15 protein-coding genes and 1 pseudogene are annotated in these 18,509 nt (G+C 65.3%); 12 read left to right on the forward strand and 4 right to left on the reverse strand.

Features of this window, described 5'->3' with window-relative positions:
- Nucleotides 1-12 precede the first annotated feature (12 nt).
- Complete coding sequence (locus Q0L30_RS16910; protein WP_296658649.1) at nucleotides 13-3,273, forward strand: efflux RND transporter permease subunit; 3,261 nt, start codon at nucleotides 13-15, stop codon at nucleotides 3,271-3,273.
- A 1-nt stretch (nucleotide 3,274) separates the two neighbouring features.
- Entirely contained in the window at nucleotides 3,275-4,798 is a 1,524-nt protein-coding gene (locus Q0L30_RS16915; protein WP_296658651.1) for an efflux transporter outer membrane subunit, read from the forward strand.
- Between the two features lie 137 nt (nucleotides 4,799-4,935).
- Here Q0L30_RS16915 and Q0L30_RS16920 read toward each other — a convergent pair whose 3' ends face one another.
- Entirely contained in the window at nucleotides 4,936-5,334 is a 399-nt protein-coding gene (locus Q0L30_RS16920; protein ID WP_296658655.1) for an FKBP-type peptidyl-prolyl cis-trans isomerase, read from the reverse strand.
- Between the two features lie 411 nt (nucleotides 5,335-5,745).
- On the opposite strand from Q0L30_RS16920, the gene pqqA reads away from it, so the two are divergent.
- The 8 genes and pseudogenes from pqqA to fghA all read left to right on the forward strand — a co-directional run bounded on the left by pqqA (nucleotide 5,746) and on the right by fghA (nucleotide 13,158).
- Nucleotides 5,746-5,820 carry a pyrroloquinoline quinone precursor peptide PqqA gene (pqqA, locus tag Q0L30_RS16925; RefSeq protein WP_087124130.1) on the forward strand — a complete coding sequence of 25 codons (75 nt, stop codon included), beginning with the start codon at nucleotides 5,746-5,748 and terminating at the stop codon, nucleotides 5,818-5,820.
- Nucleotides 5,821-6,153: 333 nt separating this feature from the next.
- The gene (pqqB, locus tag Q0L30_RS16930) at nucleotides 6,154-7,083 is read left to right on the forward strand and encodes a pyrroloquinoline quinone biosynthesis protein PqqB (RefSeq protein WP_296658656.1); all 930 of its coding nucleotides are present in this window, start codon (nucleotides 6,154-6,156) and stop codon (nucleotides 7,081-7,083) included.
- 130 nt (nucleotides 7,084-7,213) lie between these two features.
- Complete coding sequence (gene pqqC / locus Q0L30_RS16935) at nucleotides 7,214-7,969, forward strand: pyrroloquinoline-quinone synthase PqqC (RefSeq protein WP_296658659.1); 756 nt, start codon at nucleotides 7,214-7,216, stop codon at nucleotides 7,967-7,969.
- Nucleotides 7,966-8,277 (forward strand): pyrroloquinoline quinone biosynthesis peptide chaperone PqqD, encoded by a 312-nt coding sequence (pqqD, locus tag Q0L30_RS16940; protein ID WP_296658663.1) that lies wholly within the window; start codon nucleotides 7,966-7,968, stop codon nucleotides 8,275-8,277. Before pqqC ends, pqqD begins: the two co-directional genes overlap by 4 nt.
- Nucleotides 8,270-9,466, forward strand: a complete 1,197-nt coding sequence (gene pqqE / locus Q0L30_RS16945) for a pyrroloquinoline quinone biosynthesis protein PqqE (protein WP_296658665.1) — start codon at nucleotides 8,270-8,272, stop codon at nucleotides 9,464-9,466. The genes pqqD and pqqE overlap by 8 nt, the downstream gene beginning before the upstream one ends.
- Nucleotides 9,467-9,686: 220 nt before the next feature.
- Nucleotides 9,687-11,122, forward strand: a pseudogene (locus Q0L30_RS16950) (xylulokinase).
- A 67-nt stretch (nucleotides 11,123-11,189) separates the two neighbouring features.
- Nucleotides 11,190-12,296 carry an S-(hydroxymethyl)glutathione dehydrogenase/class III alcohol dehydrogenase gene (locus Q0L30_RS16955; RefSeq protein WP_296658668.1) on the forward strand — a complete coding sequence of 369 codons (1,107 nt, stop codon included), beginning with the start codon at nucleotides 11,190-11,192 and terminating at the stop codon, nucleotides 12,294-12,296.
- Between the two features lie 13 nt (nucleotides 12,297-12,309).
- On the forward strand, nucleotides 12,310-13,158 hold the full coding sequence (fghA, locus tag Q0L30_RS16960; RefSeq protein ID WP_296658671.1) for an S-formylglutathione hydrolase: 849 nt from the start codon (nucleotides 12,310-12,312) through the stop codon (nucleotides 13,156-13,158).
- Between the two features lie 92 nt (nucleotides 13,159-13,250).
- On the opposite strand, the gene Q0L30_RS16965 is transcribed toward fghA, so the two are convergent.
- The 3 genes from Q0L30_RS16965 to Q0L30_RS16975 are packed head-to-tail and all read right to left on the reverse strand — an operon-like array spanning nucleotide 13,251 to nucleotide 15,908.
- Nucleotides 13,251-14,033 carry a metal ABC transporter permease gene (locus Q0L30_RS16965; protein WP_296658674.1) on the reverse strand — a complete coding sequence of 261 codons (783 nt, stop codon included), beginning with the start codon at nucleotides 14,031-14,033 and terminating at the stop codon, nucleotides 13,251-13,253.
- Nucleotides 14,026-14,985 (reverse strand): ABC transporter ATP-binding protein, encoded by a 960-nt coding sequence (locus Q0L30_RS16970; protein WP_296658677.1) that lies wholly within the window; start codon nucleotides 14,983-14,985, stop codon nucleotides 14,026-14,028. Before Q0L30_RS16970 ends, Q0L30_RS16965 begins: the two co-directional genes overlap by 8 nt.
- A 56-nt stretch (nucleotides 14,986-15,041) precedes the next feature.
- Nucleotides 15,042-15,908, reverse strand: a complete 867-nt coding sequence (locus tag Q0L30_RS16975; RefSeq protein WP_296658995.1) for a metal ABC transporter solute-binding protein — start codon at nucleotides 15,906-15,908, stop codon at nucleotides 15,042-15,044.
- Between the two features lie 406 nt (nucleotides 15,909-16,314).
- Between Q0L30_RS16975 and Q0L30_RS16980 the strand changes: the two genes are divergently transcribed.
- Together Q0L30_RS16980 and Q0L30_RS16985 are read left to right on the forward strand one after the other, a co-directional pair.
- Entirely contained in the window at nucleotides 16,315-17,118 is an 804-nt protein-coding gene (locus Q0L30_RS16980; protein ID WP_296658679.1) for an L-iditol 2-dehydrogenase, read from the forward strand.
- A gap of 65 nt (nucleotides 17,119-17,183) precedes the next feature.
- Complete coding sequence (locus Q0L30_RS16985; protein WP_296658682.1) at nucleotides 17,184-18,509, forward strand: sugar ABC transporter substrate-binding protein; 1,326 nt, start codon at nucleotides 17,184-17,186, stop codon at nucleotides 18,507-18,509.

Genomic DNA, 18,509 nt, shown 5'->3' on the forward strand with positions numbered 1-18,509 from the left:
GGAGCCTGCTTCATGGCAAAGTTCTTTATCGATCGCCCGATTTTTGCGTGGGTGATCGCCATCATCCTGATGCTGGCGGGCGTGGCGTCGGTGTTCACGCTGCCGGTGGCGCAATATCCGACCATTGCGCCGCCGTCCATCCAGATCAGCGCGACCTATCCGGGTGCGTCCGCGAAGACGGTGGAAGACACGGTCACGCAGGTGATCGAGCAGCAGATGAGCGGCCTCGACCACCTGCTGTATCTCTCCTCGACGAGCGACGACTCGGGCACGGCCACGATCACGCTGACCTTCGCTGCGGGCGTCAATCCCGACATCGCGCAGGTGCAGGTGCAAAACAAGCTGCAGCTCGCCACGCCGATCCTGCCGCAGGTGGTGCAGCAGCTCGGCATCAAGGTCACGAAGTCGAGCAGCAGCTTCCTGCTCGTGCTCGCGTTCGTGTCCCAGGACGGCAGCATGACGAAGTACGACCTCGCGAACTACGTGGCGTCGAACATTCAGGACCCGATCAGCCGGATCGACGGCGTGGGTACGGTCACACTGTTCGGCTCGCAGTACGCGATGCGCATCTGGCTCGATCCGACCCGCCTGACCAACTACGGCCTCACGCCGGTCGACGTGTCGAGTGCGATTGCCGCGCAGAACGTGCAGATCGCGGGCGGCCAGCTCGGCGGCACGCCGGCGGTGGCGGGCCAGTCGTTCCAGGCAACCATCACCGAATCGACGCTGCTGCGCACGCCGGAAGACTTCGGCAACATCCTGCTGAAGGTGAACCAGGACGGCTCGCAGGTGCGCCTGAAGGACGTGGCGCGCATCTCGCTCGGCGGCGAAACGTATAACTTCGACACGAAGTACAACGGTGCGCCGACGGCCGGTCTCGGCATCCAGCTCGCCACGGGCGCGAACGCGCTGCAGACCGCGAAGCTCGTGCGCCAGAAGATCGACGACCTGTCGAAGTACTTCCCGCATGGTCTCGTCGTGCAGTACCCGTACGACACGACGCCGTTCGTGCGCCTGTCGATCGAGGAAGTGATCAAGACGCTGCTGGAAGGCATCGTGCTGGTGTTCCTCGTGATGTACCTGTTCCTGCAGAATCTGCGCGCGACGCTGATTCCGACCATCGCGGTGCCGGTCGTGCTGCTCGGCACGTTCGCGATCATGGCGGCGGTCGGCTTCTCGATCAACACGCTATCGATGTTCGGCCTCGTGCTCGCCATCGGCCTGCTCGTGGACGACGCGATCGTGGTCGTGGAGAACGTCGAGCGCGTGATGGCGGAAGAGGGACTACCGCCACGCGAGGCGACCCGCAAGGCGATGGGCCAGATTACCGGCGCGCTGGTCGGCGTCGCGCTCGTGCTCTCGGCGGTGTTCGTGCCGGTGGCGTTCTCGGGCGGTTCGGTCGGCGCCATTTACCGGCAGTTCTCGCTGACGATCGTGGCGGCGATGGTGCTGTCCGTGCTCGTCGCGCTGATTCTCACGCCCGCACTGTGCGCGACGATTCTCAAGCCGATCCCGAAGGGGCATCACGAAGCGAAGACGGGCTTCTTCGGCTGGTTCAACCGCACCTTCGAGAAAAGCCGCGACAAGTACCACAGCGGCGTGCACCACGTGATCAAGCGCTCGGGGCGCTGGCTCATCATCTATATCGCCGTGATCGTCGCGGTCGGCATGCTGTTCGTGCGTCTGCCGAAGTCGTTCCTGCCCGATGAGGACCAGGGCACGATGTTCGTGATCGTGCAGACGCCCTCGGGCTCGACCCAGGAAACCACGGCGCGCACGCTCGCCAACATCCAGCATTACCTGCTCGACGACGAGAAGAGCATCGTCGAGTCGGTGTTCACGGTGAACGGCTTCAGCTTCGCGGGCCGCGGCCAGAACTCGGGTCTCGTGTTCGTGCGGCTGAAGGACTACAAGCAACGCCAGCATCCGGATCAGAAGATCCAGGCGCTCGTGGGCCGCATGTTCGCGCATTACGCGTCGTACAAGGACGCGATGGTGATTCCGGTGAATCCGCCGTCGATTCCCGAACTCGGCACGGCGGCGGGCTTCGACTTCGAACTGCAGGATCGCGGCGGCCTTGGCCACGACAAGCTGATGGAAGCGCGCAACATGCTGCTCGGCATGGCTGCGAAGGACCCGACGCTCGCGCTCGTGCGTCCGAACGGCCTGAACGACACGCCTCAGTTCAAGGTCAATGTGGACCGCGAAAAGGCGCAGGCGCTCGGCGTAACGGCGGCCGCGATCGACCAGACGTTCTCGATTGCATGGGCGTCGCAATACGTGAACAACTTCCTCGATACCGATGGCCGGATCAAGAAAGTGTTCGTTCAGTCTGACGCGCCGTTCCGCATGACGCCGGAAGACATGGACCTCTGGTACGTGCGCAACGCGACGGGCGGGATGGTGCCGTTCGGCGCGTTCGGCGCGGGGCAGTGGACGTTCGGCTCGCCGAAGCTCGAGCGCTTCAACGGTATTTCGTCGATGGAAATCCAGGGCCAGGCGGCTCCGGGCAAGTCGACGGGCCAGGCGATGACCTCCATGGAGAAGATCGCGGCGAAGCTGCCGGCCGGCATCGGCTACGAATGGACCGGCCTGTCGTTCCAGGAACGCCAGTCGGGCTCGCAGGCGCCGATCCTCTACGGCATCTCGATCCTCGTCGTGTTCCTGTGTCTCGCGGCGCTGTACGAGAGCTGGTCGATTCCGTTCGCGGTCATCATGGTGGTGCCGCTCGGCGTGCTCGGCGCGCTGCTCGCGGTGACGCTGCGCGGTCTGGAAAACGACGTGTTCTTCCAGGTGGGTCTGCTGACCACCGTGGGTCTGTCGGCGAAGAACGCGATTCTGATCGTGGAGTTCGCGCGCGATCTCCAGGCTGAAGGCAAGATGGGTCCGATCGAGGCGGCGCTCGAAGCATCGCGCCTGCGGCTGCGCCCGATCCTGATGACGTCGATGGCGTTCGTGCTCGGCGTGCTGCCGCTCGCGATCAGTAACGGCGCGGGCTCGGCGAGCCAGCACGCGATCGGCACGGGCGTGATCGGCGGGATGTTGACCGCCACGTTCCTCGCGATCTTCATGATCCCGATGTTCTTCGTCGTGATCCGTGCGAAGTTCGCGGGCGAGAAGGAAGACGCAGACGTTGCGCTCCAGCACTACGAAGAGCACCACGCGCACGACCACGACGATGAGAACGGCGGCACGCATGGTGGCGACGGCAGCGGCGGCGCAGGCGGCGCGGGCGGCGCAGGTGGCAACGGCCCGGGCAAGGAAGGACACTGAGATGCATAAACTATCGGTAATGGCAGTGGCCGCCGCGCTTCTCGCGGGTTGCACGATGGCGCCGTGGTATCACCGGCCCGCAGCGCCGGTCTCGCAGACTTTCCCCGAAGGCGGTGTGTATGCGACGCAGCCGGGGCAGCCCGGCGGCGTCCCGAACGGCCGCAGCGCCAACGGCGCCGCGGCGACCGACATCGGCTGGCGCGACTTCTTCGTGGATCAGCGCCTGCAGCAGCTTGTCGAGATCGCGCTGAAGAACAACCGCGACTTGCGCGTGTCGGTGCTCAACGTCGAGGCCGTGCGTGCGCAGTATGAGATCACGCGTGCGGAGCTTTTCCCGTCAATCGATGCTACGGGCACGGAATCGCGCACGCGGGTGCCGCGCGATTTGCAGACCTCGCCGCGCAATCCGGTGAGCATCTATAACGTCGGCTTGCAGGCGTCCTGGGAAATCGACTTCTGGGGGCGTATCCGCAGCCTGAAGGACCAGGCGCTCGCGCAGTATCTGGCGACGGCCGAGGCGCGCAAGGCGGCGGAGATCTCGCTCGTGTCGCAGGTGGCGGACCAGTATCTGACGATGCTGGCCGACGACGATCTGCTCACGATCACGCAGAACACGCTGAAGACCGCGCAGGACTCGTACAACATCACGAAGGTCCAGTTCGACAACGGCACGGGAACCGAACTCGATCTGCGCCAGGCGCAGACGGTGGTCGAGACCGCGCAGGCGAATCTGCAGGCGCAGATGCGCGCGCGGGCTCAGGCGGAGAACGCGCTCGTGCTGCTGATCGGCGAGCCGCTGCCGGCCGACCTGACACAAGGTCAGTCGCTCGACTCGCAGGATCTGCTGACCGACATTCCGGCGGGCCTTCCGTCCGACCTGCTCACGCGCCGGCCGGACATCATGGAAGCGGAGCAGCAGCTGCTTGCTGCGAACGCGAACATCGGCGCGGCGCGCGCGGCGTTTTTCCCGAAGATCTCGCTGACGGCTGCATTGGGCACGGAGAGCCTGTCGCTTGGCGGCCTGTTCAAGGCGGGCACGGCGGCATGGAGCTTCGCGCCGCAGATCACGATGCCGATTTTCGAAGGCGGCGCGAACATTGCGAACCTCAAACTCGCGAACGTCGAGAAGCGCATCGAGATCGCGAACTACGAGAAGGCGATTCAGTCGGCGTTCCGCGAGGTCGCGGACGGGCTCGCCGCGCGCGGCACCTACGATCAGCAGATCGCGGCGCTCGAGCGCAATACGTTCGCGAACCAGCGGCGCCTGGACCTTTCGGACCTGCGCTACAAGAACGGCGTGGACAGCTACCTGCCGGTGCTGACTGCGCAGACCGACCTGTATTCGTCGCAGCAGACGCTGATCCAGACGCGCCTTGCTCGCCTCACGAATCTGGTCGATCTGTATCGCGCGCTGGGCGGCGGCTGGATCGAGCATGCGGGCGAGACGCCGCGTCCGGCCGATGCACCAGTCGATTACGGTGCGGCCAGCGCGCCGGTTGCGGCTTCGGCGGCGAAGGCGGGTTAAGCCGCTGCGCCATCTGGCGGCGCTTCAAGCAAATACGCCACGGGAGACCGTGGCGTATTTTTTTGTTCATCGCGTCGCGATATGCGCAATACGCGCGATGTGCGTGAGTCGCGCGGTTCGGCGCTTTCGCGTTTCGATTACTGGCCGATGCCGATCAGTTCGACTTCGAACGTGAGGTTGCTGTTCGCGGGGATCGGGCCAACGGCGCGATCGCCATAAGCGGTTGCAGCCGGGCAGGTCAGCTTCGCCTTGCCGCCAACCCGCATTTTCTGCACGCCTTGCGTCCAGCACGGAATGACTTGTCCGAGCGGGAAGACCGCGGGGCCGCCATGCTTGGCGGAGCTGTCGAATTCGGTGCCGTTCGCGAGCGTGCCGCGATAGTTGACACGCACGACGTCGTCGGCGGTCGGGTGCGGGCCGGTGCCTTCCTTGAGGTGCTCGACTACAACGCCCGATGGCAACTTCTCGATGGAGTTGGCGGCGAACGCGGTCGATGCAACGGTGGCGGCGGCGAGTAAGGCAATCAGAGATTTCATGCGATGTCCTCGTGAAATGGCTTACGCATTATATCGGGATACTCGCCGGATCCCGGTTGACGGTGCGCCAGATAAAGCGAATGAAGCGGGGCGCATGCGGGTCGGCAACAGCCTGCACCCCGGCATGCGGGATGGACCGACCCAGTCGGGTGTGCGCTGAGCAGAGCGCGTTCTAATTCAACGTTTTGAATATCGATCGGATGGGTGAAGCGGGCCGCGCATGACCGCGAGCCGCACGGCATGCTTTATTCGTCGCGCCGCCGCTTTTGCGGCAGGACACACAGAACCGGTTTTCCAGTGGATATTGCGATGTCCTTAATATCGACTACCATGAGAAATGTTGCTGTGCAGCGCAATTCCGGGCGCGGCGACATATCTCTTCCTTGTTACGCGTACAACGGAGTCACGAACATGCAATGGACGACCCCCGCCTATACCGATATGCGATTCGGCTTTGAAATCACGATGTATATCGCCACGCGCTAGGCTCGCTCGCGCCGCTTTGCAGGGCGCTTGACGATCCTTCGCATCCATCCTGCCGACGGCTCGTAGTTGGCTCGTAGTTCGCTTGTAGTTGGCTCGCGGTTGGCTCGCGGTTGATTTGTAGCCAGCTTCAAGCGCACTGTCTGCGTAACCTCGCAGGCAATGTGCGACGGTTAGTTTTCGTTGTGCCGGATCGCCGCATCGCGAACGCGTGCACCGTGGTATTGCGCGCGTTCGCACCCTGCCTGCCGACGTCGTCGTGAACCCACCGTGAATCCGCCGTGAACCTTGTGCCGCACATTCGTCGCGCGCGCATCATCCATCGTATGGAACCGCATGAAGATCAAGGTGCTTGGCTCATCGGCCGGTGGCGGCTTTCCTCAATGGAACTGCAACTGTTCGCGTTGCGACGGCGTGAGGCGCGGCACGATCAAGGCTTCGCGTCGCACGCAGTCGTCGCTTGCGGTGACATCCAATGGCGACGACTGGCTGCTCGTCAACGCGTCGCCCGACGTGCTCGCGCAGATCGCCGCGAACCCCGAACTCCAACCGGCGCGTCGGATACGCGACACCGGCATCGCTGCCGTGCTCACGATCGATGCGCAGATCGATCACGTCACCGGCCTTTTGATGCTGCGCGAGCGCAGCACGCCGCTTCTGCTCTACACGACGGACGCGGTTTGGCAGGACCTCTGCACGGGCTTTCCGATCGGTCCGATCCTCTCCCACTACTGCGGCGTCGAGCATCGCCGGATTGCGCTCGATGGCACGCCGCTCGCGCTCGACGCGCTGCCGGGCGTGCAGATCGACGCGCTGCCGCTCACGAGCAAAGCGCCGCCGTATTCGCCGCACCGCCAGTCGCCCGAGCGCGGCGACAACCTGGGGCTCGTGCTGACCAACCGTGCAACGGGCAAGCGCGCGTTCTATGCGCCGGGGCTCGGCGAGATCGATGGCGCGCTTCTCGCCGTCATGCGAAGCGTGGATCTGCTGCTCGTCGACGGCACGATGTGGACCCACGACGAGATGATCCGGCTCGGCCTGTCGAAACACACTGCCATGGACATGGGGCATCTGCCGCAATGCCGTACGGGTGGTGAGGGCGGCATGCTCGACATCCTCGATTCGATCGATCGCGCGGGTGTGCGCAAGGTGCTGGTTCATATCAACAACACCAATCCGATCCTGGTGGAGGACGGACCTGAGCGCCGCGCGCTCGACGCGCGCGGCATCGAAGTCGCCTACGACGGCATGACGTTCGAGCTATGACCGGCGCAAGCGAAGCGCGCTTATCGACGTTGTATCGCCGTTGTTTTGCCGTTGCATTGCCGTTGTTACGCCGTTGCCCACGGCGCTGCGCCGCCTGGCTCACGCATGAAACCACTGTGCTGGAGATCGCATGAACCACCTGCGTGGTATTGAAGACCCCCGCTTTGAAGACACCCGTTCGCCGCGCGCGCGAGACGAGGCGCCGGCCTGGACGCGCGCCGGGTTCGAAGCGCAATTGCGTGCCAAGGGCAGCGCGTACCACATTCATCATCCGTTCAATGTGACGATGAATAACGGCGGTTGCTCCCCGGCGCAGATCCGTGGATGGGTGGCAAACCGTTTTTATTATCAGATCAATATCCCGCTGAAAGATGCGGCGATTCTGTCGAACTGTCCCGTGCGCGAAGTGCGCCGCCTCTGGGTCAAACGCATACTCGACCACGACGGCAACGATGCCGAACCCGGCGGCATTGAAGCATGGGCACGTCTTGCCGATGCGGTCGGCCTGAGCCGCGATGAACTCTGGTCGCTGCGGCACGTCACGCCCGGCGTGCGATTCGCGGTGGACGCGTATGTGAATTTCGCGCGCCGTGCGCCGTGGCAGGAAGCGGTCTGTTCCTCGTTGACGGAGATGTTCGCGCCGCAAATCCATCGCGACCGGCTCGCGACCTGGCCCACTCATTACCCGTGGATCGAACCGGCGGGCCTCGCGTACTTCCGCTCGCGCATTCCGCTTGCACAGCGCGATGTCGAAGAGGCACTCGCGATTACGCTCGATCACTTCGTGCGGCGCGAGCAGCAGGAGCGCGCGCTCGACGTGCTTCAGTTCAAACTCGACGTGCTGTGGTCCATGCTCGATTCGATCGAAAAGGTCTTTGCGCAATGAACGAACCCATTCACGCTGAGCGCGCCGCGGCAGCGCTGCCGCATTCGTATCGCCCGGCGCTGGCGCGGCTGTTCCGTCTGCAGTGGGAACCCGCGCAGCAGGCTTACGTGCTGCTCTACCCGGAGGGCATGGTCAAGCTCAACCAGAGTGCAGCGGAGATTCTCAAGCGTTGTGACGGCTCGCGCGATCTCGATGCACTGGTTGCCGATCTCGAACAGGCTTTCGCCGCGACCGGCATTGCGGCGCAGGTGCATGCATTCGTTGCCGATGCGCTTGCGCACGGCTGGCTGGAGCCGCGCGATGAATGATCCGGTCACGACGAGCGCGCCCGCTCATGACCTGGCGCCGCCGCCGCCGCTGTGGCTGCTGGCGGAACTGACCTACCGTTGTCCGCTGCATTGCGTGTTTTGCTACAACCCGGTCGATTACACGCGACATCATCGCGAACTCGATACGGCGCAATGGATCGACGTCCTGCGGCAGGCACGCGAACTCGGCGCGGCGCAGCTCGGTTTTTCGGGCGGCGAGCCGTTGCTGCGCGACGACCTCGAAACGCTCGTGGCGCAGGCACGCGCGCTGGGTTTCTACACGAACCTGATCACGTCCGGCATCGGCTTGACCGACGCGCAGCTCGATGCGCTGAAGCAGGCCGGGCTCGATCACATTCAGCTTTCGTTTCAGGACTCGACGCAGCAACTCAATGACTTCCTGAGCCACACGCGCACCTTCGACCTGAAGAAACGCGTTGCGGATTCAATCAAGCGCCACGGCTTTCCGATGGTGCTCAACTGTGTGCTGCACGGCTACAACCTTCCGCACGTCGACAAGATCATCGACATGGCGCTCGCGATGGGCGCCGAATATCTGGAACTCGCGAACACGCAGTACTACGGCTGGGCGCGGATCAATCGCGCGCATCTGATGCCGACGCGCGCGCAACTCGACGCGGCGGAGGCGACGGTCGAGCGTTATCGTCAGTCGATTGGTTCACGCTGCAAGATCTTCTTTGTCGTGCCGGACTATTTCGAGCGCCGCCCGAAGCGCTGCATGAACGGGTGGGGCGCGGTGTTCCTCGGCATCGCACCGGACGGCGTCGCGTTGCCGTGCCACACGGCGCGGAGCCTGCCGGAGCTGGTGTTTCCGAACGTCACCGAGGTTCCGCTGCGCGAGATCTGGTACGACAGCCCGGCCTTCAATCGCTTTCGCGGGCTCGACTGGATGAAAGAGCCGTGCCGCAGTTGCAGCGAAAAGACTCACGATCTAGGCGGTTGCCGTTGCCAGGCGTTCCTGCTGAGCGGCGACGCAGACAACGCCGATCCCGTTTGCGACAAGTCGCCGATGCACGAGCAAGTCGTGCAGATCGTGCGCGCCGCCGAAGCGCGCGAGCGCGTGTGCGAACACCCGATCTTCTTTCGCAACGACGCCAGTTCAAGGCAGCTTGTGGCGTGCGCACCAGGCGATCCGGACGATGGCTCTGAGGCCGGGCGCGAGCGTTAGCGCGATTCGATCGACCCCACACGGTGCGGCCAGGTGACGATGCCCTATGCGAGCGGCAAGTTGCCGATCTTCTCGAGCGTCCGATAAGTCTGCGTGTCGAGCACGTGGACGGCGTTCGAGCGGCCACACGCGAGCAATAGCCACGCTTGACTGATCGCGTGACGCGGTGCCGTGTGCCGTTATCATCGCCACTACACCTTCGCAACGTCACACGTCTTCCATGAACCCCTCACCCACGCGTTTTCTCGGCATCGATCTAGGCACCGGTTCACTCAAGGTCGTGATCGTCGATGAAGCGGGCGTCGAGCGCGCCTCGGCCAGTGCCGTCTATGCGCTCGATACACCGCAGCCCGGCTGGGCCGAGATTCCGGTCGCACGCTGGTGGGACGCGTTGTGCGTGGCCTGCGCGCGTCTCGATGCAGGCGAGCGCGCGGCCGTGCGTGCAATCGGCTTCTCGGGGAGATGCATGGCGTTGTGCTCACCGACGAAGCGGGCCGCGCGTTGCGTGCCGCGATGCTGTGGCCGGACACGCGCGCGCATGCGCTGCTCGACGCGTGGCCGGAACCGCAGCCCAATCCGGTTGCGCCGGGCATGGCCGGGCCGCTATTGCGCTGGACGCTGCTGCACGCGCCTGGGATGGCGCACGCTGCGCGCTGGGCGTTGCAGCCGAAGGATTGGCTGCGCGTGGCGCTCGGCGGCGCGATTGCAGCCGATCCATCGGATGCGTGTGCAACCGCGCTCGCCGCGCCCGATGGCGCGTGGGACTGCGCGCTGATCGAGCGCCTCGGCTTGCCTGCGCACTGGTTCGCGCCGCTTGCGGCATCGGCTGAAGCGAGCGGCACGCTTGGCGCCGATGCCGCGCGTGCGCTCGGCCTCACAGCCGGCATTCCGCTCGCGACGGGCGCGGGCGACACGCCGTGTGCGGTGCTTGGCAGCGGCCTCGCGCCCGAAGGCGACGCGCTGCTCACCACGGGCACCGGCGGCCAGATTCTCGTGACCGCGCGCGCGGAACCGCCCGCGCGGCGCGGTCTGCATCGCTATCGGCAGGCGCTCGGCGGCTGGTACACGATGGCTGCGATGCAGAACGTCGGTGTAGCGCTCGAAGCAGCACGCGGCTGGTTGTCTTACGATTGGAAGCTTGCCTATGACGAAGCATTCGGCGCGGCACCGTCGGCGACGCTCGCGTTCCTGCCGTATCTGAGCGGCGAACGCTCGCCGTGGCTCGATCCTTCGGCGCGCGGCGGCTGGCTCGGCGCGGGACTCGGCGATACGCGCGGCACGCTCATGCGCGCGGCGTTCGAAGGCGTCGCGTTCGCGTTACGTGCCGGGCTCGACGCGCAACGCGCGTGCGGCTTGCCGATCACCCGCCTCAAGCTCGCGGGCGGCGGTTCGGTCGACGTGCGCTGGCGGCAACTGCTTGCCGATACGCTCGGTGCAGAACTCGACGCCGTCGATTGCCCCAACGCCGCTGCGCGCGGCGCGGCGCTTTTGGGCGGTCTCGCGTGTGGACACTGGCGCGAAGGCGATCTCGCGGCGCTTGCGCCTCGCGCGACACGCGTGGCGTCGCCGCGTGAGGACAGTGCGCTCGAAGGGCGTTACGCGCGCTTTCTGGATCTTTACGGCCGCGTGCGCAGCTGGTTTGCAGCCGCGCCGTGATCAGAAGACACATTGCAGCATCCGGTTCACCGATTCACTGATTCACCGATTTACAGGAGCATGGAAGATGAAAACGAAAGCCGCCATCGCATGGAAAGCGGGCGCCCCGCTGACGATCGAAGAAGTCGACCTCGACGGCCCGCGCGCGGGCGAAGTGCTGATCGAAGTGAAGGCGACCGGCATTTGCCACACCGACTACTACACGCTCTCGGGCGCGGACCCGGAAGGGCTCTTCCCGGCAATTCTCGGCCATGAGGGCGCGGGCATCGTCGTCGATGTGGGCCCGGGCGTCGGCACGGTGAAGAAGGGCGATCACGTGATTCCGCTCTATACGCCCGAATGCCGCGAATGCAAGTTCTGCCTCTCGCGCAAGACGAACCTGTGCCAGAAGATCCGCGCGACCCAGGGCAAGGGCCTGATGCCCGATGCGACCTCGCGCTTCTCGCTCGACGGCAAGCCGCTCTTTCACTACATGGGCACCTCGACGTTTTCGAACTACATCGTCGTGCCGGAAATCGCCGTCGCGAAGATCCGTGAGGACGCACCGTTCGACAAGGTCTGCTACATCGGCTGCGGCGTGACGACGGGCGTGGGCGCAGTCGTGTATTCGGCGAAAGTCGAGGCGGGTGCGAACGTCGTCGTGTTCGGTCTTGGCGGGATCGGCCTGAATGTGATTCAGGGCGCCAGGATGGTGGGTGCGGACAAGATCATCGGCATCGACATCAATCCGAAGCGCGTCGAACTCGCGAAGAAGTTCGGCATGACGCACTTCATCAACCCGAACGAAGTGGAGAACGTCGTCGACCGCATCGTGCAACTGACCGATGGCGGCGCCGACTACTCGTTCGAATGCGTCGGCAACGTGAAGCTCATGCGCGAAGCGCTCGAATGCACGCACAAGGGCTGGGGACAGTCGTTCATCATCGGCGTCGCGGCGGCGGGCGAGGAAATCAGCACGCGGCCGTTCCAGCTCGTGACGGGCCGCCAGTGGAGGGGCTCGGCGTTCGGCGGCGCGCGCGGGCGCACGGACGTGCCGAAGATCGTCGACTGGTACATGGAAGGCAAGATCAACATCGACGATCTCATCACGCACACGCTCCCGCTCGACCGCATCAACGAGGGCTTCGACCTCATGAAGCGGGGCGAGTCGATCCGCTCCGTGGTGCTGTACTGAGCGGAGGCGAGCGATGCTGACTCTGATCGAGGAGCATGCCTGCCACGGCGGCGTGCAGCGCATCTACCGGCACGACTCGGCGACGATCGGGCTGCCGATGCGCTTTTCGGTGTTTCTGCCCGTGCAGGCGCACGCGCGCGGGGTGCCGGGGCTGTTCTATCTGGCGGGCCTGACCTGCACCGAGGAGACGTTTCCGATCAAGGCGGGCGCGCAGCGCTTCGCGGCGCAGCACGGCATCGCGCTGATTGCGCCCGATACGAGTCCGCGCGGCGCGAACGTGCCCGGGGAAGCGGATGCGTGGGACTTCGGTGTGGGCGCGGGCTTTTACGTCGATGCGACGCGCGAGCCGTGGTCGGCCAACTGGCGTATGTACTCGTACGTGCGCGACGAACTGCGCGAGGCGGTGACGACGCATTTGCCCATCACGGGCGATCGGCTCGGCATCTTCGGCCATTCGATGGGCGGGCACGGCGCGTTGATGCTCGCGCTACGCAACCCGGAGATTTACCGGTCGGTGTCGGCGTTCGCGCCGATTGCCGCGCCGACGCGCTGCCCGTGGGGCGAGAAGGCGCTCCGCGGCTATCTGGGTGACGACCGCGAAGCGTGGAAGCGCTACGACGCAAGCGAACTCGTTGCGCACGCAACGCGCAGGTTCGAAGCGGGCATTCTGGTCGATCAGGGCCTGGCCGATCAGTTCCTCGCGGACCAGTTGAACCCGGATGTGTTCGAAGCCGCGTGCCGTGCAGCCGGGCAGCCGCTGATGCTGCGCCGTCACGAGGGCTACGATCACGGGTACTTCTTCATCCAGACTTTCATCGAGGATCACATCGCGCATCATGCGCGCGTGTTGATGAAGCATTAGCCGGTTCGAATCCGGTCGCGTCGATGGCCGTCCATGAAAGAACGGCGTTGCGCCTTGCGGTGCAACGCCGTTTTTTCATGGATGAAACAAGCTCAACGCCGCCCGATCAGACTCGCGACATAGACGAGCGCCGCGAGCAAGGTGATCCAGAAACTTGTCGGCCAGTCCGTATAAAACGCGAGCGTCACGCCGATCCACGCCTGCGCGAGCGCGAGCACCGCGGCGAGCACGAGGCCGCTCGACAGTCGCGTCGTGAGGTTCTGCGCGGCGGCGGCGGGCCCGACCATCAGCGTGAACACGAGCAGCACGCCGACGATCTGCGTGCACGCGGCCACGGCGAGCGCCGCGATGGCGAGGAACAGGACCGAGACGAGCCGCAGCGACACGCCTTTGGCCTCGGCGAGTTCGGGCTGCAACGAAGCGAACAGGAGCGGGCGCATGATTGCGGCGAGCGCGACGAGGCTCGCGCCCGCGAGCGCGGCCAGCACGCCGAGCGTGTCGCGGCTCACGCCGAGCACGTTGCCGAAGAGCAGCGCGGTCACCTGGGTCGCGTACGACGTGAAGAAGTGCAGGAACAGGAGCCCGAAGCCGAGCGCGAGCGAAAGCGTCACGCCGATGGCGACGTCGCGGCCCGCGAGCTTTTCGCCGAGCGCGCCCATCGAAACGCCCGCGGCGAGCGTGAAGCCGACCATGCCCCACATCGGCGAGACGCCGAGCAGCACGGCGCCGGTCGCGCCCGTGAAGCCGACGTGCGACAGCGCGTGACCGGCGAAGGTCTGTCCGCGCATCACCAGAAAATAGCCGACCACGCCCGCGAGCACCGCGACGATGCCCGATGCCGCGAAGGCGTTCACCATGAAATCGTATTCAAGCATCGTGCGTATGGTCGTGTGCGCCGCTGCCGTGCCGGTGTGCATGGGCGGCGTGTTCTTGTTCCCCGGCGTGTTCGTCCGGATGCGCGTGCGAGTGATCGTGCTCGTGGCCGTGATCGTGCTTCTCGACTTCGACGTCCCCGGACATCACGAAGATGCGGCCTTTCATGCGCATGACTTCGATCGGCGAGCCGTACAGGCGCGAGAGCACGGGCCCGGTGATCACTTCGTCGACGCTGCCGAGCGCGGCCACGCCGTTGCCGAGATACAGCACGCGGTCGAGTGCGTTCAGGAGCGGATTGAGTTCGTGCGCGGAGAACAGCACGGCGATGCCGAGTTCGCGCTGCACGCGCCGCACGAGTTCCACCACGCCGCGCTGATGGTTGGGGTCGAGGCTGATGAGCGGTTCGTCGAGCAACAGCAGCTTCGGGTCGCCGAGCAGGCATTGCGCGAGCAGAAGGCGCTGGCGCTCGCCGCCGGAAAGCTCGGAGAGCGGCCGGTCGGCCAGCTTCGACGCACCGACCAGGTCGAGCACGCGGGCGACATCGGCGCGCGTGGCGGCATCGGTGCGCGGCAGACCCCAGCGGTGGCCGTCGGCGGCCATTGCGACGAAGTCGCGCCCGCGCACGCGGCGGCTGGCGAGTGCGGTGCGCGTTTGCGGCATGTAGCCGATCGACGGATTGCCGCGCGCCACGTTTTCGCCCAACACGCGGATCGTGCCGTGCGCGGTGGGCACGAGGCCGAGGATCGCGCGCATCAGCGTGGTCTTGCCCGCGCCGTTCGGCCCGAGCACGCCGATGAACTCACCCTGGTTCACCGCGAAATTCGCCTCGCGCAGGATCGTGCGGTCGCCGAGCGCGAGCGTGACGCCCGCGACCGTGAGCACGGGCGTCGTATGCCGGTGCGCGCCGTGGGGCGCCGCGTGATCGCGGGGCGAGGGCCCAGCCGTTGTCATCGGGATCTTCCTTGCGGACTTCGAGTTACTCGTTCGATTGACTCGATCGGGTTGCGTTAGTGGTTGGCGAACGAAGCCAGCGCATGATCCAGCGCATCGAGCTGCACGAGCATCCATTGCTGGAACGTCACGCCTGCCGGTTGCGTTTCCGTGACGCTCACGCTCGGCACCTTCGAATCTTTTGCCAGCGCGAGCATGCGGTGCGTGAGCGCTTCGGTCGCCTGGCTGTTGTAGATCAGCGCGTGCACGCGCCGCTCGCGCAGGTCGCGCTCGAAGGCTGCGATGTCCGACGCGCTCGCTTCGGTGTCGTTCATCGTCGCCAGCTGGAAGCGCAGGTTGCGCATGTCGAGACCGAGTGCATCCGACATGTAGCCGAACACCGGTTCCGTCGCCGTCACCGGCACGCCGTGATAGCGCGCGCGCAGCGCCGCGACCTTCGCATCGACCGGCTTGAGCGAGGCGAGGAACGCCGCCAGGTTCGCATCGTACACGCTCTTGTGCGCGGGGTCCGCCGCGACGAGCGCGGCGCTTACCGCGCGGGCTACCGCGGGCATGGTGTGCGGCTCGTACCACAGGTGCGGATTGTCGCCGGCCTTCTTGCCGACCAGATTCGCGGCGACGATGATCGTGCGCTCGCCGCCCTGGGTCGCGCCGAGCAGCTTCGTCATCCACGGATCGTAGTCGGCGCCGTTGTAGACCACGATGCGCGCGCGTTGCAGCGCGCGCGCCGTCTTCGGGCTCGCTTCGAAGAGGTGCGGATCCTGGTCGGGGTTGCTGAGGATGCTCGTCACGTCCACGCGCGCGCCGCCGAGCTGCTTGACCACGTCGCCGTAGAAGTTCTCGGCGGCAACGACCGGAATCGCGGCGTCAGTGGTGCCAGCGGCGAGCGCGGCATGCGCGAAGCCGAAGACGGCGGCCAGCATGGCGGCCAGCGTCAGCGCAAGGCGTGCGGCGGCGCGCGTGAGGCGGCGCGCAGCGATATGGCTTGCCGGGTTGAGTGCGATCATGGTGCTGTCCTCGATGACGAAGCGAACGGCGGGAACGGGCTGGCGGTGAAACGAAGGCGCAATGATATAACGTATCGCAATCTTTGACGAGCCAGCCGGGCAGCAAGCCAGGCAGCAGAGCAGGCAGTGACCCGGCTGACGGCAGCGCAAACCTTGCGCGGCGCACCATCGAAATCTCCGTAAATCGCGTTTGTCCGCCTTGACATGCCACTGTGCGTGTCCGATCATTCGATCACCGATAGAGCAAATGCTCGCATTCGGAGCGTTCGTTCAAAGAGCCGACGTTCCGCACGACGGCACAAACAAATTGGGAGACAGCGCAGTGGCACATTCCGCGAATCAGGCGGCTGGACGTCTGCAGGACAAGGTTGCCGTGCTGACCGGCGCGGCGAGCGGGATCGGCGAGGCGGTTGCGCGCCGCTATCTGGACGAAGGCGCGCGCTGCGTGCTCGTCGATGTGAAGCCGGCTGGCGCCATCGCGCCGCAGCTCGCGGCCGATCACCCGGACCACGTGCTGGCGCTCAGCGCCGACGTCACGCGCCGCGAAGACATCGAGCGCATCGTGAACGCGGCGGTCGACCGGTTCGGCCGCATCGACATCCTCTTCAATAATGCGGCGCTCTTCGACATGCGCCCGCTCCTCGACGAATCCTGGGACATCTACGACCGCCTCTTCTCCGTCAACGTGAAGGGCATGTATTTCCTGATGCAGGCCGTCGCGCGCCGCATGGTCGAGCAGGGCCAGGGCGGCAAGATCATCAATATGTCGTCGCAGGCGGGACGCCGCGGCGAAGCACTCGTTTCGCACTACTGCGCCACGAAGGCCGCTGTGCTGAGCTATACGCAATCGGCGGCGCTCGCGCTCGCGCCGCACAAGATCAACGTGAACGGCATCGCGCCGGGGGTCGTCGATACGCCGATGTGGGATCAGGTCGATGCGCTCTTCGCGCGCTACGAACACCGTCAGCCCGGCGAAAAGAAGCGGCTCGTGGGCGAGGCCGTGCCGCTCGGGCGTATGGGCCTGCCCGACGATCTCACCGGCGCGGCGCTCTTTCTCGCGTCCGCGGATGCCGATTACATCACCGCCCAGACGCTCAATGTAGACGGCGGCAACTGGATGAGTTGACGGAGAAGCCGCACCCATCGTGCACCAATCGACATAACGTAACAAACAACGAACGGAGACAAACGATGAATACAGCCTTCAGGACCGCGTTACGCGTGCTCGGCGCCGGTGCCATCGCCGCCGCCGGCGCGAGCGCCGCACATGCGCAGACCGTGACGATCGCCATGTTGAACAACCCGGACATGATCGAGCTCAAGCGCCTCTCGCCGGCCTTCGAGAAAGCCAATCCGTCCATCAAGCTGAACTGGGTGATCCTCGAAGAGAACGTGTTGCGCCAGCGCGCGACCACCGACATCACGACCAACAGCGGCCAGTTCGACGTGATGATGATCGGTACGTTCGAAGCGCCGCAGTGGGGCAAGCGCGGCTGGATCATCCCGATGACGAATCTGCCTGCCAGCTACGACATCGAAGACGTCGTGAAGACCGCGCGTGACGGTCTCTCGTACAACGGCACGCTCTTCGCGCTGCCGTTCTACGTCGAAAGCTCGATGACGTTCTATCGCAAGGACCTGTTCCAGCAGAAGGGCCTCAAGATGCCCGACCAGCCGACCTACGACCAGATCAAGGAGTTCGCCGACAAGCTCACCGACAAGTCGGCCGGCACCTACGGCATCTGCCTGCGCGGCAAGGCGGGCTGGGGCGAGAACATGGCGTACGTGACGACGGTTGCGAACACGTTCGGCGGGCGCTGGTTCGACGAGAAGTGGCACGCGCAGCTCACCACGCCCGAGTGGAAGAAGGCGGTCAACTTCTACGTCGACCTGCTGAAGAAGGACGGCCCTCCGGGAGCCAGCTCGAACGGGTTCAATGAAAACCTCACGCTGATGTCGTCCGGCAAGTGCGCGATGTGGATCGACGCGACGGTCGCCGCGGGCATCCTCTTCAACAAGCAGCAGTCGCAGGTGGCCGACAAGATCGGCTTCGCCGCCGCGCCGACCGAGGTCACGCCGAACGGCTCGCACTGGCTGTGGTCGTGGGCGCTCGCGATTCCGAAATCGTCGAAGTCGCAGGACGCCGCGAAGAAGTTCATCGAATGGGCGACCTCGAAGGAATACATCGAAATGGTCGCGAAGGACCAGGGCTGGGCCTCGGTGCCCCCGGGTACGCGCCTGTCGACGTATGCGCGTCCGGAATACAAGGCCGCCGCGCCGTTCTCGGGGTTCGTGCTGAACGCGATCAAGACCGCCGATCCGACCCGTCCGACCCTCAAGCCCGTGCCGTACACCGGGATTCAGTTCGTCGGCATTCCTGAGTTCCAGTCGTTCGGCACCGTCGTCGGGCAGAACATTTCCGGCGCGCTTGCCGGACAGACGAGCGTCGATCAGGCGCTCACGGCGGGCAACGCGGCCGCCGACCGTGCGGTGCAGCAGGCCGGGTATCAGAAATAA

Origin of the sequence: Paraburkholderia sp., assembly GCF_024281035.1 — a bacterium.
Classification (GTDB): domain Bacteria; phylum Pseudomonadota; class Gammaproteobacteria; order Burkholderiales; family Burkholderiaceae; genus Paraburkholderia.

Bases quoted from the DNA above. Each gene is read 5' to 3' on its own strand.
- Q0L30_RS16910 (WP_296658649.1), top strand. From the start codon at position 13: ATGGCAAAGTTCTTTATCGATCGCCCGATTTTTGCGTGGGTGATCGCC.
- Q0L30_RS16915 (WP_296658651.1), top strand. From the start codon at position 3,275: ATGCATAAACTATCGGTAATGGCAGTGGCCGCCGCGCTTCTCGCGGGT.
- Q0L30_RS16920 (WP_296658655.1), bottom strand. From the start codon at position 5,334: ATGAAATCTCTGATTGCCTTACTCGCCGCCGCCACCGTTGCATCGACC.
- pqqB (WP_296658656.1), top strand. From the start codon at position 6,154: ATGAAGATCAAGGTGCTTGGCTCATCGGCCGGTGGCGGCTTTCCTCAA.
- pqqC (WP_296658659.1), top strand. From the start codon at position 7,214: ATGAACCACCTGCGTGGTATTGAAGACCCCCGCTTTGAAGACACCCGT.
- pqqD (WP_296658663.1), top strand. From the start codon at position 7,966: ATGAACGAACCCATTCACGCTGAGCGCGCCGCGGCAGCGCTGCCGCAT.
- pqqE (WP_296658665.1), top strand. From the start codon at position 8,270: ATGAATGATCCGGTCACGACGAGCGCGCCCGCTCATGACCTGGCGCCG.
- Q0L30_RS16955 (WP_296658668.1), top strand. From the start codon at position 11,190: ATGAAAACGAAAGCCGCCATCGCATGGAAAGCGGGCGCCCCGCTGACG.
- fghA (WP_296658671.1), top strand. From the start codon at position 12,310: ATGCTGACTCTGATCGAGGAGCATGCCTGCCACGGCGGCGTGCAGCGC.
- Q0L30_RS16965 (WP_296658674.1), bottom strand. From the start codon at position 14,033: ATGCTTGAATACGATTTCATGGTGAACGCCTTCGCGGCATCGGGCATC.
- Q0L30_RS16970 (WP_296658677.1), bottom strand. From the start codon at position 14,985: ATGACAACGGCTGGGCCCTCGCCCCGCGATCACGCGGCGCCCCACGGC.
- Q0L30_RS16975 (WP_296658995.1), bottom strand. From the start codon at position 15,908: ATGCTGGCCGCCGTCTTCGGCTTCGCGCATGCCGCGCTCGCCGCTGGC.
- Q0L30_RS16985 (WP_296658682.1), top strand. From the start codon at position 17,184: ATGAATACAGCCTTCAGGACCGCGTTACGCGTGCTCGGCGCCGGTGCC.